Source organism: Alteromonas nitratireducens, assembly GCF_040812025.1.
Lineage (GTDB): Bacteria > Pseudomonadota > Gammaproteobacteria > Enterobacterales > Alteromonadaceae > Alteromonas > Alteromonas nitratireducens.
Genome location: NZ_JBFNPK010000017.1, coordinates 1 through 14,395, shown reverse-complemented (window position 1 = coordinate 14,395; position 14,395 = coordinate 1). Strand labels below are relative to the sequence as shown.

The window sequence follows — 14,395 nt, the reverse complement described above, 5'->3', positions numbered from 1 at the left end:
GCCCGCCAGGCATCGCGTCCGGCGGGCTTTTTTATTGAGTTGAGGCTAGCTGTTGTAAATTGCGGTCAGTGCGCTGTCAGCATCCGCATAGCGGAAGCTGAAGCCCGCCTCCTGCAGGCGTGCAGGCACAACACGCTGGCCGGTCAGTACCATGTCCGCGGCTTCGCCCATCAGTAATTTCATCGAAAAAGCGGGTACCGTAAACAGACAGGGGCGGTGCAGGGCACGGGCCAGGGCCTGCGAAAATACCTTGTTGGTGACCGGCTCCGGCGCCGTCATGTTATACACACCCCGACAGCTGTCGTGGGACAGTAAGTAGAGCATGGCAGACACCATATCGTCGATATGGATCCATGACAGATACTGCTCGCCACTGCCAATTTTACCGCCTATCCCCAGTTTGAAGGGCAGTGCCATTCTGGCCAGGGCGCCTTCCCCGGCGTTCAGCACCACCCCGGTACGCAGCAGGCAAAGCCGGGTTTTGCTTTGATCAACGCCCTCGGCAATCGCTTCCCATTTTGCGCATACCTGATGGGTAAATTCATCATGGACGTCGGTGGTTGCTTCTGTCACCAGCGTGTCACCCTGACGGCCATAGTAGCCAATTGCCGAGCCTGAGAGAAACACGCCTGGCGGCGTCTCGCAGTCGTTGATCATACTGGCCAGGCGCGCGGTCAGGGTCCAGCGGCTGTCGCAAATACGCTGCTTCTGCTGTGGTGTCCAGCGCTTATCTGCAATCGGCTCACCGGCCAGATTAATCACCGCGTCAATGGTGTTCATATCGACTTCACTGAGGTCGCTGACACACTCACAGCCAGCGGGCAACAGACGTGCAGCACGGTCTGGTGAGCGGGTCAGTACCGTGATCTGGTGCTCGCGCAGCAGTTCAGGAATGAGGTGGCGGCCAATAAACCCGCTGCCGCCGGTGACAAGTATTTTCATGCGGTTGTCCGATCAGGGCTTATTGCAGGATAACGTCAGCGACACCGAGTCCGAGAAACGCAGTGCGTGAGGCTTGTCGACTTCCACTTCGGCATAGGTCACAGAATGGTGCTCTGCCGCAATTGCCAGTACATCCGCGGTGAGTTTTTCCAGCAGATAAAAGCGGTTATCCTCAACCAGCTTAATAATGGCTTTGGTGATGGTTTTGTAGTTCAGCGCGTCACTCATGTCGTCGGTGTTGGTGGCTGTCTCGGCGTTGTAGCGGATTTTGGCATTCACAACCACGTCCTGTTTATTACGAATTTCATCTTCGTTAATACCAATGTAGGTGCGCAGACGAAGATTTTTGATTTTGATTGTTGCCTCGTTTAACGTCATGATTATCTCTTTGTTATCGTTATCATTAAGACAGGGTAACGTGTCGCCTTATTGAAAAGGAAACCATTATCATGCCTATGGAATTGCGGTCCCCAACAGCCAAGGTATTTCTTGTACTGGCCTGTGTTGTGGTTGTGCTGGCCGGTATCAAGGCTGCCAGCGCCATTATGGTGCCGTTTTTACTTTCTGTTTTCATTGCTATTGCCTGTAGCCCGATTATTCACTGGACCTCGCAATATCGTGTACCAAAATGGCTGTCAATTACGTTAGTAATACTGCTCATCGTCGTTTTTGGTTTTCTGCTGGCCGGTCTGGTTGCGCAGTCAATGACCGAATTCAGACAAAATCTTCCCGAATACCGTGCTCAGCTGGAAACCGAGTTTGCCTGGCTGGTTCAGCAACTGGCCCGGTTTAATATTCATATTAATCGCGAGCTGATTGAATCCCACCTCGACCCGGGTATGGCAATTTCTGTCGCCACCAACTTTATCACGGGAATGGGCGGGGTGCTGTCAAACCTGGTGCTGATCCTGCTGACCGTCATTTTCATGCTGTTCGAGGCAGACACCATTCCAAAGCGCCTGCACATTGTGATGGCAGACCCCCAGATGAAAATTAAACACATCGACCGCTTTATCAAATCCGTTAATAGCTACCTGGCAATCAAAACCATGGTCAGTCTGGCCACGGGGCTGATCATCGGGATCTGGTTATATGTCATGCAGGTTGACCATTTTATGTTGTGGGCGGTACTGGCCTTTATGCTTAACTACATCCCCAATATTGGCTCTATCATTGCTGCGTTGCCTGCGGTTCTGATTGCGTTTGTACAATACGGCGCCGCGTCTGCCGGTTTTGCGGCGCTGGGCTTTGTGCTGACCAACACCATTATGGGTAATGTGGTCGAGCCGCGACTGATGGGGCGGGGCATGGGGCTGTCCACGCTGGTCGTGTTCCTGTCGTTGGTGTTCTGGGGCTGGTTGCTTGGTACGGTCGGGATGTTGCTGTCAGTTCCACTGACGATGGTGGTGAAAATCGCCCTGGAGTCGCGTGAAGAGAGCCAGTGGCTGGCGGTGCTGCTGTCCAGTTCTGCCGATACGCCGTCAGCGGCTGAACAACAGTGACGACGTCTGACCGCTGGCGGGTAGCCGGATGTCAATGATGGCACCGCCAGACGGTGCCTGCTGAATATCGAGCTGGCCACCATAAATACCCACCAGATCGCTGACCACCGCCATACCAATTCCCTGACCTTCGGCGTAGGTATCCAGCCGCGTTCCGCGCTCCAGCAGGCGTGACTTGTGCTCGTCTGAAATGCCAGGGCCATCATCTTCTATGCGCAGCACAAGCCAGCTGTCATCTTCACTCACGTGGATTTTGACCTGGCTGCTGGCCGCCTTGCAGGCGTTATCCAGCAGATTGCCCAGCATTTCCATCAAATCGGTCTGGTCACCCCAAAACCGTGTGTCAGGCTCACACGTCAGTGACAGGGTGAGTCCGCGGTCCTGATAAATTTTGTTCATTGCACTGATAAGCTTTTCCAGCACAGGCCTGACCGGCGTGGCCGTCTGCCAGCCCGTCTGACCGGCCGATGCGCGTTTTAGCTGACGCTGGATCAGCGCGTCAATCTGAAGCAGGGCATCGCGGGCCTCGGCGGATAACGGCGATGCGCCGAGCGCAACGGCCAGCGGCGTTTTGAGACTGTGAGCCAGATCGCCAAGACTGTTTTTATAGCGCTCGCGCTGCTGGGATTCGGTGCGGATCAGGTGATTGATAGAGCCTTTGAGTCCGTCAAATTCAGGCGGGTAATGTTCACTGATCTGCGCCTGTCCACCGCGCGCGGTGTGCTTGATTTCGCTAATGAGTTTGCGTACCGGCAGCAGGATGATATTCATACCAACCAGCAGTAACAGCAAAAGACCGGCCGCGAGCATCAACATGCCTTTCCATACGGTATTAAGAAACGCACTGCGCTCGCTCAGAAACGCGGTTTTGTCGTTGAGCACATAAAAATGCACCGGTTCAAAGTCGTCCTCAGACGCAAACTCGGCGGTGAAAACATAAGAAAAGTACTGATGGCTGTTGTCAAAGTTGGGGCGAACGTTATCCAGAAACGCTTCCTGTCCCACCTTCGGCGCGGCAGGAGGGGATGACATATCGACATTCAGCGCTGACGCAGACTGCCACACCACCTTGTCGCGGAAAACAATCATGCCGACATACCCTGAGTCCGGCAGGTTGAGCTGCTCTTCGTACAGCAGCTCGGGCATCACCGGCACCTCGCCATCCAGTTCAAAGGCCGCAACCAGCGCCAGGCTCATAAGCCTGAGCTCGCTGAGTTTGGCCTGCTTCAGGCTGCTGGTGTAGGCGTTATCCAGCGTGAACACGGTAACCGGAATAAACAGTGCCAGAGCCAGTAAGGCCAGTAACACACTGCGTGTGCGCAGTGACAGCTGTTTCATAAGTTACGGTTAATCCGGTAGCCGCGGCCACGCAGCGTTTCGATGGGTTTCAGCGCGCCGTCCGGGTCCAGTTTACGGCGCAAACGCCCGACAAACACCTCGATAACGTTGCTGTCGAGGTCAAAATCCTGATCGTAAATGTGCTCGGTCAGTTCGGTTTTAGACACAATCTTCTGCGGATTCATCATCATGTATTCCATGACTTTGTATTCATACGCGGTAAGATCCAGCGGAGTGTCGTTCAGCCGGACTTCTTCCGCTACCGTGTCCAGTGAAATGGGGCCAATCGTCACCACTGGGTTAGCCTGACCGCTTGCACGGCGGATCAGGGCTTTTACCCGGGCCAGTAATTCTTCGTTATGAAAGGGTTTGGTCAGGTAATCATCCGCGCCTGCATCCAGACCTTCCACTTTTTCCTGCCAGCGGTCACGGGCGGTCAGGATCAGGAACGGGCAGGCAATATTGGCTTTACGCGCCTGACGTATCACCTCAAATCCGTCTAGCCGGGGCAGCCCGATGTCAATGATAGCCAGATCGTACGGGTACTCATTAAGCTGAAAAAGCGCGTGCTCGCCGTTGTCTGACAAATCCACACTGTAGCCGTGCTGTTGCAGCAACATGTCCAGTTGTGTCAGTAAGCGGCTGTCATCTTCTACTACCAGTATTCGCATTAGTGATCATTGTCCTGGTCTTTATCTTTTTTCTTTTTCACGTTGCGTTTATCGACGTCGACAGACACTACGCGGCCTGATTTTTTCAGTACTTTCACCCGGTACTTGCTGTTTTGCTGGTCTACCCGCAATACCCGGCCATCCACCTCTTTTTTTGCCTGTGCGGCAGCTTCGCGTTTACTGCTGGCACCGCGCTGGTCCTGCGATTGTTGAGCACTGACCGGTGCCGACAACGTCAGCATAAACAGGGTCAGTAACAGCCACACTCGAGATTTCATGTTTCACTCCTGCTGCCCGGATAGTTACCTCGGTACACGCGCACTCTGTGGTAACAGAAAGGCGCACCTGAATCGGAGCAGATGATGTCAATTTAACCGGTAAAGCATGAACGGTGACTGAATGTCATCGTCCACAGTGCCAGTGTACAACGGCGACTGACGAAATGTGAATAACCTCTGTCAGCGAGCGCGATGCGCGCACTGAACTATACTGGTGTAAAACCCTGAAGGATATGACTATGGCTGCGGCTCACTCCAAGGACGAAAACAGCGCATGGCAGAATAAGCTGTTGCCCTTCATGATCATCATGCTGATCACACTGACGCTGTTTTTCTTCATTGCTACGCTGGTTCAGCTTTATGACCTGAATGACCGGGTTCAGAATGCCCCCGTTTTGCCAAAAGCCCAGTTGGAGGCCCCGCCTGCCACTGACCAGCCGCTGGTAAATACCCAGTGGCAGCACCTGATCCTGCTGGAGGCCAATGTACTGGAACAGCGCTATCACCAGGCCAATGTGCTGTTGTTATCGCGGATCTGGACCCGCTATCTGGGTTTTATTACCGGCATGATCATGGCGCTGGTTGGGGCGGTATTTGTGTTGGGTAAGCTACAGGAACCCGCTACCAAGCTGGATGCCTCGGTCACCCTGTCAGAGGGCAGTAAGTTCGGTACCGGTCTGGCAACCCAGTCGCCGGGGCTGGTGCTGGCAACACTGGGCACGGCGCTGATGCTGACCACCATTCTGACGCATCACGAAATCAGCGTCTCCGATGGTCCGGTGTACACCAGCGTGCAGCTTTCCGGCGGCGGTCAGGCCGCGCCATCAGCGCCGCCGCGGCAGTTAATGCCAGACAGCGCGCCGGCCGGTTCTCCCGATGCTGATGTAACGGACATACTTAACGCGGTGCGTGAGCGCCATGGCAACGACAAGGAGAACAACCCATGAAGCGCATGTACATTGTGAGCATGGTGCTGCTTATCAGCAGTATTAGTGCAGCAGCCAGCACACTGAATGGACTGCGGGCGTTGTGGCTTCAGCAGGAATATCCCACCGTGATCCCCCGCTTGCTGGATTATCGCGACGGCTTGTTTGGCCGCAATGTGGAAGTGGACTATATGCTGGCAACCAGTCTTTGTCGCAATCCGGGCGACGATGATCTGGGCCGCAGTTTTCTGGGGCATATTCTGGCGGTGTATGAACTGTCGACAACCAACCGGGTGGTGATTGCCAACGAACTCAACCATTGTCCGGAGCGCAGTGCGCCCACCGAAATTGCCTTTCTGACCAACCGCGCGACCGGTGGCGGCGATGTTGGTGTCAGAGGCAAAAGTTTTTATTTTATTGGCGGAGAAAACCGCGCGCTAGGGGGCGATCCACTGGAGGCAACCCGGGAGATCCCTGATCAGGAAATACAGGCCAGATTGTTTACAGCCAGTCAGCAGACTGAGGCGCGTCAGGCGATGCAGCAACGGCTCGGACCGGACGCCAAGGTGATGACCACCCCACACTATGTGATTGGCAGTCTGAGCGGGCACAGTGACCGGGAAATGACAGAAATTGCCCGTCTGCTGGATGCGGCAATGGACTTTTTCACCCGGCAGTACGCCATCATCCAGCCAGATAAGCTGATCAGCATTTATCTGTATCCTGACGGAAACCTGTTACGTAATGTCGGGGCGAATCTGCACGGGCTGGACATTAAGCGCGGCACTATCGGCTATTCATTTCGTAATGATCTGAGCGTGTCCGCCATTGTTAAAGGGCCCATGACCGGCACACTCAAGCACGAGCTGACCCACCTGCTGGTAAGAACGAATTTCGGCGATGTGCCGGCCTGGCTTGATGAGGGGCTGGCGGCGCTCTACGAAGTGTCACGAATGGAAGGCGACTACCTGCGTGGATTACCGAACTGGCGTGGTCAGGTACTGCAGCGCTACTGGTACAAAACGAATCCAACTCATGATGCGCTGATTGGCATGGACTGGTCGACCTTTGACGGCAACAACCAGTTTCTTGAGCAACAGGCGGTGAACCACGCGCTGGCGCGCTACTGGGTATTATTTCTGCAGGACAAGGCGCTGCTGGCTCCGGTGTACCATGCCATTAAAAATCAGGACTTACGTGCGATGCGTGGCAGCCATGCCGACAATCAGCGGTATCAGATTGAGTCTGCTACCGGCATGTCGATGCGTGACCTGCAAGATGCCTTCTTTGTGTGGTATGACAAAATCAATCGCGCACTGAACAATACCGATATCGCCACTGCACAGCGGGCACTGCATCTGCTTGGCTACGATCCTGGCGAAATTGACGGGTATTACGGTACCAATTCGATACGCGCCGTGAAGGCCTATCAGCGTGACCAGGGCTACGATGAGGACGGCCAGCTGGACGCGGTGCTGTTTGATGAAATTAAAGCAAAGGCTTGGGGAAACCGTTAAGTGTGTCTGCATAAAAAGCCCGTTTGCGCGAGCTTTTCAGCCTACGTGAATGGGCCTTTTCGTTTTAACAGGATTAACCTACCGCAATGCTGTGTATCTTTATGTTTAATAATGACCATCGGGAGCAAAGAAGCTTTCCGGGACCTGTGCCTCGGTAGTTATGTATGTCTGTTTAAAACAAGGAGTGGACGGTCAACGACTGGGCTCAGGGGCCGATTTGGATGCGCAACGCACCGGAAAAGAGGTCCGCTGCAGTCCCTCGTTAAAACTAATCTGTAAATATGACTTGTCCCGAATACTTTGGAAAGGCTTCTCTGAAATCACTTGAATGCCGGCGTGGGAAAAAGACGGTCTTTACATCTTCCATATTGAAATTCACGTTCCCAACTATTCTCCACTCACGCTCGAAATAAAAATTTTCCGGATCGTCATCCGATTTTCTGTGATCAAAAAACTTGAAGTAGCTAAAAATATGAAAATTGAAAAAACTTTGTAGATCAATTACTCGCTTAAATAAGCCTGATACGCCGGGACTGGGGTCCTCCTTCTTGGCAAGATCCTGAAAAATTGAAAATAGATCATGATACTCACGTAACATATTGTCAAAATGCTGTCCTTTGGGAACAGTTTCATACATCCGCTCATATAGCGCATCAGAGCTATGCTCTTCAATTAATTTACGGATTTCATCGGTATCAATATTCTTGCTTTTTTTGACCTTTGCGTTTATCGGTAGATAATGCACTGGGACCCCGCCCGCTTCAGCGATAAACTCTTTGCTGAACGACAAACCGACAGGACTATATTTATCCATGTGAAGTGATAAATCAGAAACCGGAATGTCAGCAAAGCAGGTTATTTCCGGGCTATACATTTCATTAGCGGATATAGAAACACCCGCATTAATAGAGAGATTTCCACTGATCTTAGGATTGTGTGGAGGGTGAGTAATCCATCCATCCGATAATATTTTTAGCAGGAGTTCGAACTGCCTCTGAGCTTCAATTCCTCGACCAACAAAATGGACCAGCTCTTTTGATATATAACGCTGGGTCAATCCTGACACTGCATCCTCCCGGGTTTTAACTTTGCAATAAAAGGCGAGCGTTAGCGAGTCCAGCCCGCGTTTTTTGCAGGCGATTTTTAATTATTTTGTTAGTTGCTATAGGGCGCAATGAAATCAACATACGTTCCCCGCGAAGGATGCGCTTTCGTTCGCAGTATAATTTTGTTCTTTGCTGCTGAAATAATTTCATTAATGGCAGCTTTACGCTCGCTGTAGCCATTACGCGCACCCCATGCAACAAGCACTATGTCTGATGAATCTATAGTCTCTTTAATATACGAATCATTTTCGAGACCAATATGAGCCACTGAACCATTGAAATCATTCGTTTGCACGTAAGCAAACTGGTTTACGATTATGATTTCGTTCACACCATCAAATTCGGGGTAATCTTTCAGAAATATGAGTTTTTCTAAGAATTGTGCAGATCGGTCAGCCACCTCTGAATTGGCCACACTTGGATTTTGCATGATGACACAGACTTTCTTGCTACCACGAGCATTTTTTTTTCTGATAAGCAAACGGTAACGAAATCGACCACAATCGGAGAAGGTCAGTGCTACTGCGGTAATTTTCATATAGCGCTCCGTCTGTTTACCACTAAATATTGTTTTGTGTATAAAATCCTAATCCAAATAGAAGTCAGGGAATGAATTAGTATCTATGGAATTAATCTGCCGAAAGGCGAGTGAAATATTAGTGAAAGACTAAGGTTAAAATATAAAGCTTTAGTTTGATCTGAATACCAACCCGCTAAGCGCGATAGCGGGCTGGTTGAATTTAATGTACTTTGTGAAACGTGTTTTTATTATTCTGAAACTTTTACATAAGTTAGACTACCGTTTTTGAGGTGGACTTTTCCGTCAACACTTGAGACTGATATTTCTCTTTTAAGTGGCCCTAATGCCGCAATAAAGGTGTTGTCTGTTGGCGTTTGCTGATACAGCGGCCCTTGCTGCTCGCCCCAGCTAAGCCAAATCTGATTATCCTTGGTAAATATTTTGATTTCAGGCCATCCTTGTGCTGCAGTGTATCTTCCTAAATATGCGTCATCTAATTTGTTCACTCGTAAGGAGCTATCTAAAGCGTGTTGCATTTCGCGCTGAAGGGTTTTGTTAAATCTATCTAACTCAGCTGCATATCGGTTTTGTGCATCTTCAGGTGAGGTTATAAGGTTATAGATCAAATTTGCTGCCACATGCGGTAATAAAAAGGCGCCTTCTTCATTATAAAAGCTTATTACAGCAACCTGTTCCTCTGGCATGAACGATGCGTGAAAGCTTACTCCGGCATAGCCACCAAAGCGGGTCAGCAACTTTTTACCATGATAATCGGCGATATCCCAGGCTAAACTATAGCCACTTCTGTCGTAGGTAAAGTATCGCTTATCTTGCTCTGCTGTTGCCTGGTGCAATTTGGCGAAGAAATCCGCGTTGTTGGACAGTCGCTTGCTTTGTAACAGGTTAAATTGAAGCCACTTTGACATGTCTGCCAAGTTAGAAACAATGCCCCCTGAAGCATGTAGAGTATTGTCGGTTTTAAAAAGGCCTGTACGAATAACATTACCTTCTTTGTCAGATTCGATAGTGGGAAGTATCGTATTTTCAGGGTATGTACTAATAAATGCACTGGTGTTATTCATACCCAGCGGTACAAAAATTTCATCATGCATTAGCGTTTTCCAGGATTTGCCGGTGGCTTTCTCCATTGCTGTCGCTGCCAGGATAGGGCCTGTATTTGAATAGCGAAACTTACCTGGAGGGGCAACTAAGGTATCTAAATTAAGGGCGTTGTTTACATCTTGCGAATTTTCAAAACCTAGATATGCCGTTTTGAAGGTGTGCTGAATACTGGTAAATCCAGCGGTATGATTTAGCAACTGCCCTATAGTGATGTCATTCGTCGCTATTCGTTTATCACTGATATTATCGGCAAGATAAGTCTTGATTGGCGCATTAATATCAAAACGTCCCTGGCTCTCGAGAGTTTGTGCTAACGTGCCTGTTAATGCTTTTGTATGTGATGCAATTAAGAATGGGGTAGATGTTGTCAATCCGCTACTTTCATTTGCCCCGTTTTTGTTGAGTGTATAGCTGTAGCGAAGACCTGTTGAATCAACAACCGCAATTAACAAGTCGCCTTTTAATTCATTTTGGCGGTAAAGGGTTTCTATATTCTCTGGAAACGTGTTTTGGATGCGAGCAAGATCGGCATTGTTAATGCTTTTTGCCGAAATAGGGTTAACTGACAATGTTGCGAGTGTTGCCCAAAAACTAAAAGGTAAAAATTTCATTATTGAATTCCCAATGTGATTGTTTCAATACTTAGACACGTCACTAGGTAAGATTGGATGCACATTATTAAGCGCTTTCTTGCGGGAGTAACACATAACTCGCCACCGCGCCGAGCAAACTTAGTGTAATAAATTGCGGATTTTCACCAACAAACTTAAGCATCACTTCTAAGATTCTTTGCTCGGATAGACTGGCAAAAGCGAACGCACATATTGTCGCTAAAAGCGTAGCGGCCAGTATTAAGACACTTTTCCGCTTATAACTTTTACCAAGCCTACCTAAGACGGACTCAGTAAAGCCATCATCTAACATATCCATTTTGTAGCTAAGTAACACTTTTAGCTCGTCTTCTGTCATCTTTTTCATTGTTACCCTCCATTCTGCTCTTGGCTTTGTTCTAACCATTTTGAAAGTTTGGTTTTAGCCCGGCTAATGTGTGACTTAACAGTGCCAAGCGGTAACTCTGTAATCGCCACAATTTCTGGATGACTAAATCCAGCGCTATAGGCCAATGTCAGGCATGTTCTTTCGGCCAACGTTAAATGGCTAAGCAGCCTCTCTACCATAATGGTCGGCTCGGCACCGAAAGCGCAGAGCTCTGCACAATCGTAATCAAGTATTGCCGTCTCTTCTGAATAATGAAGCTTTCGCCGCTCATTTAAGAATCGTCTATAAGCAATAGTATGAAGCCAGGTGCTAAAGGACGACTCTGCTCTGTAAGTCGATATCTTTTTATATAGTGTGACGAATACCTCTTGAGCCAGATCATCCGTTAGCGCTGTATCGCCTAAGGTAAGGCGTAGCAAAAACTGGCGAATAGGTTGTTGGTATTTTCGTACCAAGGTCGAAAAAGCATGATGGTCATCTGCCAGAACGATCCTTGATATTAAAGCGGTGTCACTAATCATTTGTTTAGCAGCGCTGCAATGCAAAAAGCAAAGCCAATGAATAACGGGAATACGCCGAAAACCAAACCGATGGTTAAATTGCTAGAGGCGAACCCTGCTGCTAAACAAGCAATACCGACTGAAGTTAGAACAAAGCCTTTTTTCAATTCTGTTGTACTGCTATCAGGATTCGCGCCTAAGTGTTTGAGAAGGTCGGGAGTTAATAGTCCACCGTTTTCCAAATGCTGTTGTAAGGTTTTTTGAACTGCCTTTTTCACGTGCGCTGACAATATCAGGTTTGCCACTGTCACTATTGCAACACAAATCATTGCTGTAATGGGGATCCATAGTTCAGACATCTTTATCTCTCATCTTTAGGTTACATATACTTTCTGAGCATCGAATAATCCGGTTGGCAACATGACAAGCTTTACCAACAACACTTAGACGAATGACAGAATTAGACTCCACGTATTAACAGGTTGTATTCAGATAACTTGTCAATCCGCTAATTAAATTAGAGGCACAGCAAACGACGTTTGGATGCGCTTACTTGAACTTTTAAAGTCATAACCTGATTTTTAAACGTGTTGGCAAATTAACTTTAGCTGTGTGAAATAGCGGTGAAATTTAACTTGTCATTTGTAATGTTTTGCGGCTCGCTAAGTTACCGGTTGGATACTTTGCTCGTTTTAAAGGGGGTCTTTCCAAGATATTAAGGGAAGACAAGCCGCTTTATAATGCGGCTTGTTCAATCGAGTTATTGATGCGTTTTCAGGGTAAATTATCATGTATAGCCGGTAAGATATTCCAACTATCCATTTACTGTTTATTACGAAGTGATTCGATAAAGCTTGCGTCAATCCAATATAAGTCTGACTGAGAAGCTTGTGGGTTGTCTTTTTTCGGTACCATTCGATTAAACATCAGAAACTTACCATCAGGTGTTACTCTTGGCCCACCTTCTTCTGCTTCAGTATTGACTTTATCACCAAGGTTTATCGCTTCCCCCCATGAACCATCCTGAAGCTGGAAACTAATATAGATATCACTGCTGCCAAATCCGTTATCTCTTCGCCCATTCCACATTATGTAGCTTTCATCTGGCGCGATAAAAGGGTGGGCATTCCAGGTGCCAGTATTAATTGCTTTACCAAATGCTACTGGAGGGGACCATTTGCCATTAATGAGCTTTGAATATCGAATAATGCCGTCGCCTTTAGCGCTACCAACTTCATCGATAACCAACATGCCCTTGGTTGATTCAGAAAGACTCATGACGCGTATATCTTCAAAAGCTGGCCCCAGGCTCTGCAATTCTGACCAGCCTTCATTTGTGAGCTGCTTGAATTGTTTACCAAAGTACTGTTTCTTGCCGTCAGGTGATTGGTATGGTGCTTTGGTTTTAGGAGGTAATACCGTCTTAACCCAATGATCGCCAACTCGTCTAAAAGTTACTGATTCTGGTTCTGCAGCATCTTTGGAATGCTTCCATCTGTTGACATGAAATTCATTCATGTCAGGAGAAAAACGACCTGAATCGCCCCAGTGTTCTGTGTTTACGATGCCTAGAGCGAAAGGCTTAGCTGTTTTCCCTGGTGGTTCTTGGCCAAGATACGGACCTTTTAATGTATCAGATAGCTCCTGAGCAAAGCTGTTATATGCCCAAAACGTGAATAATATTGAAATTTTTGTCAGGTAAGCTTTATCCAAAAGCGTGCTCCATGTGTATTTATTCGCAGTTAAAGTAATGAAATTGGCGTTGCTATATTTATTATTTATTTCGCATGTTCGTTATTTTCTGAGAAGCTAAAAGTGTTCCAAGTTGTTTCGTCATTATCCTTAGCTTTTTCTGGAAATAAGATGTTTAGCCAATTACCATCGCGACGAATACTAACTGTAAACATCATTTTCCATGTATTACCTGGAAATTTTCTCCGGGCAATCTGAACTTGTCTGTGAGCGTCTGAATAAAATTTCGGTGCTTTCCCATTATCGGTGTCTCTGGTACCGAAGTAAGGCACCCAAAAGCCAGCCCAGTCTTTAAGCTGCCATGTCCCTACATTTTTCCAATCATTATCTTCGAATATAGCTTCACCCATTTGCGCCGATAGATGGAATTTGTGTAGTTTTTCAGTTTCTGTATTTTGAATGTACAGATCTAAAACCGTCAGTTCCCCTTCGTTGCCTTTGGCACATATATAAAAGTATTGGTCGTCATGCATCACATACACCGTTGCTGATGCCGGGTGTTCAATCTTAGTTGCTGCTTCCCACTCATCGCTTCCACAATGACCGTCAAGTAAGGCTGGGGTATTAGTTTGGTTTATCAATGTCGTTTCTGGCACTTTTGCTTCAATAACCAAGCTATGGCAAGTTCCTGCGATTATTAAAAGTTTTAATAAGTTTTTCATCGTTTCTCAAATACCTATTTCGCTTAATTGGTTTTCTATATCTATTCTCACGTTTTTGTAGCCGAAGAAAAACATGTCAGAGCTTGTGTGAAATATTAGTGAACTGGTCGTGATGTTTGCCCAATTACGTTGCCAAATGGGTCTATAACAACGGCTTCTTTCTTACTTGAGAAATTTATGCTTAGCGGTTTTTTTAATGTCGCGCCTAATTTAAGCAGACGCGCTAAGTCTTGCTCCACGTCTTCTACCTGCCAGTATATTACCGCGCTTTGTGGTGGGTATTTTTCAGATGATTTTATGAAAACAAGTTCAATATCTCCGACTTTGAATTTAACGGACATGTTGTCTTGGTATTCAGGTTCCAGATGCAAAACTTTTGAGTACCATAAAGATGCTCTTTCTAAGTCATTAACTGGGTTGGTTATTTTAGTCACGCTAATAATGTAAACCTCCCCTAATTAGTTACACCCATAATTAGAGGTTTCGGCCAGTTCATGCTTGGTTAAATATTCCCATGGTGTCAGATCATTCAGCGCATCATGGGGGCGCTCTTCGTTGTA

17 protein-coding genes are annotated in these 14,395 nt (G+C 47.8%); 3 read left to right on the top strand and 14 right to left on the bottom strand.

Annotated elements, in window-relative coordinates:
* Positions 1–45: 45 nt before the first annotated feature.
* On the bottom strand, positions 46–942 hold the full coding sequence (locus AB1N33_RS13635; RefSeq protein ID WP_411272118.1) for a TIGR01777 family oxidoreductase: 897 nt from the start codon (positions 940–942) through the stop codon (positions 46–48).
* A gap of 12 nt (positions 943–954) precedes the next feature.
* Positions 955–1,320: a dihydroneopterin triphosphate 2'-epimerase gene (gene folX / locus AB1N33_RS13630; protein WP_411272117.1), complete on the bottom strand. Its 366-nt coding sequence runs from the start codon at positions 1,318–1,320 to the stop codon at positions 955–957.
* Positions 1,321–1,391: 71 nt separating this feature from the next.
* Here folX and AB1N33_RS13625 point away from each other — a divergent pair, with 71 nt between their 5' ends.
* Complete coding sequence (locus AB1N33_RS13625) at positions 1,392–2,444, top strand: AI-2E family transporter (protein ID WP_411272116.1); 1,053 nt, start codon at positions 1,392–1,394, stop codon at positions 2,442–2,444.
* Here the strand turns inward: AB1N33_RS13625 and AB1N33_RS13620 are convergent.
* Genes AB1N33_RS13620 through AB1N33_RS13610 form a run of 3 tightly spaced genes read right to left on the bottom strand, consistent with a single transcriptional unit; the run spans position 2,424 to position 4,731 of the window.
* Complete coding sequence (locus AB1N33_RS13620) at positions 2,424–3,782, bottom strand: ATP-binding protein (RefSeq protein ID WP_411272115.1); 1,359 nt, start codon at positions 3,780–3,782, stop codon at positions 2,424–2,426. The genes AB1N33_RS13625 and AB1N33_RS13620 overlap by 21 nt on opposite strands.
* Positions 3,779–4,453, bottom strand: a complete 675-nt coding sequence (locus AB1N33_RS13615; protein WP_411272114.1) for a response regulator transcription factor — start codon at positions 4,451–4,453, stop codon at positions 3,779–3,781. The genes AB1N33_RS13620 and AB1N33_RS13615 overlap by 4 nt, the downstream gene beginning before the upstream one ends.
* On the bottom strand, positions 4,453–4,731 hold the full coding sequence (locus AB1N33_RS13610; RefSeq protein ID WP_411272113.1) for a PepSY domain-containing protein: 279 nt from the start codon (positions 4,729–4,731) through the stop codon (positions 4,453–4,455). The genes AB1N33_RS13615 and AB1N33_RS13610 overlap by 1 nt, the downstream gene beginning before the upstream one ends.
* 239 nt (positions 4,732–4,970) lie before the next feature.
* Between AB1N33_RS13610 and AB1N33_RS13605 the strand changes: the two genes are divergently transcribed.
* The gene (locus AB1N33_RS13605) at positions 4,971–5,678 is read left to right on the top strand and encodes a hypothetical protein (RefSeq protein WP_411272112.1); all 708 of its coding nucleotides are present in this window, start codon (positions 4,971–4,973) and stop codon (positions 5,676–5,678) included.
* Positions 5,675–7,174 (top strand): peptidoglycan-binding domain-containing protein, encoded by a 1,500-nt coding sequence (locus tag AB1N33_RS13600; protein ID WP_411272111.1) that lies wholly within the window; start codon positions 5,675–5,677, stop codon positions 7,172–7,174. The genes AB1N33_RS13605 and AB1N33_RS13600 overlap by 4 nt, the downstream gene beginning before the upstream one ends.
* A 268-nt stretch (positions 7,175–7,442) precedes the next feature.
* Here the strand turns inward: AB1N33_RS13600 and AB1N33_RS13595 are convergent, their stop codons facing one another.
* The 9 genes from AB1N33_RS13595 to AB1N33_RS13555 form a co-directional block, all read right to left on the bottom strand.
* Positions 7,443–8,240, bottom strand: a complete 798-nt coding sequence (locus tag AB1N33_RS13595) for an abortive infection system antitoxin AbiGi family protein (protein ID WP_411272110.1) — start codon at positions 8,238–8,240, stop codon at positions 7,443–7,445.
* Between the two features lie 89 nt (positions 8,241–8,329).
* The gene (locus tag AB1N33_RS13590) at positions 8,330–8,818 is read right to left on the bottom strand and encodes a DUF1643 domain-containing protein (RefSeq protein ID WP_411272109.1); all 489 of its coding nucleotides are present in this window, start codon (positions 8,816–8,818) and stop codon (positions 8,330–8,332) included.
* A 230-nt stretch (positions 8,819–9,048) separates the two neighbouring features.
* Complete coding sequence (locus tag AB1N33_RS13585) at positions 9,049–10,533, bottom strand: serine hydrolase domain-containing protein (RefSeq protein ID WP_411272108.1); 1,485 nt, start codon at positions 10,531–10,533, stop codon at positions 9,049–9,051.
* A gap of 67 nt (positions 10,534–10,600) precedes the next feature.
* Positions 10,601–10,900: a hypothetical protein gene (locus AB1N33_RS13580; protein WP_411272107.1), complete on the bottom strand. Its 300-nt coding sequence runs from the start codon at positions 10,898–10,900 to the stop codon at positions 10,601–10,603.
* A gap of 2 nt (positions 10,901–10,902) precedes the next feature.
* A complete protein-coding gene (locus AB1N33_RS13575; protein ID WP_411272106.1) occupies positions 10,903–11,442 on the bottom strand; it encodes an RNA polymerase sigma factor in 540 nt (179 codons plus the stop codon).
* On the bottom strand, positions 11,439–11,780 hold the full coding sequence (locus AB1N33_RS13570; protein ID WP_411272105.1) for a DUF6249 domain-containing protein: 342 nt from the start codon (positions 11,778–11,780) through the stop codon (positions 11,439–11,441). Before AB1N33_RS13570 ends, AB1N33_RS13575 begins: the two co-directional genes overlap by 4 nt.
* A 463-nt stretch (positions 11,781–12,243) precedes the next feature.
* Positions 12,244–13,134 carry a TolB-like translocation protein gene (locus AB1N33_RS13565; protein ID WP_411272104.1) on the bottom strand — a complete coding sequence of 297 codons (891 nt, stop codon included), beginning with the start codon at positions 13,132–13,134 and terminating at the stop codon, positions 12,244–12,246.
* 65 nt (positions 13,135–13,199) lie between these two features.
* On the bottom strand, positions 13,200–13,835 hold the full coding sequence (locus tag AB1N33_RS13560; protein WP_411272103.1) for a hypothetical protein: 636 nt from the start codon (positions 13,833–13,835) through the stop codon (positions 13,200–13,202).
* Between the two features lie 95 nt (positions 13,836–13,930).
* Positions 13,931–14,269: a VOC family protein gene (locus AB1N33_RS13555; protein ID WP_411272102.1), complete on the bottom strand. Its 339-nt coding sequence runs from the start codon at positions 14,267–14,269 to the stop codon at positions 13,931–13,933.
* Positions 14,270–14,395: the final 126 nt, after the last annotated feature.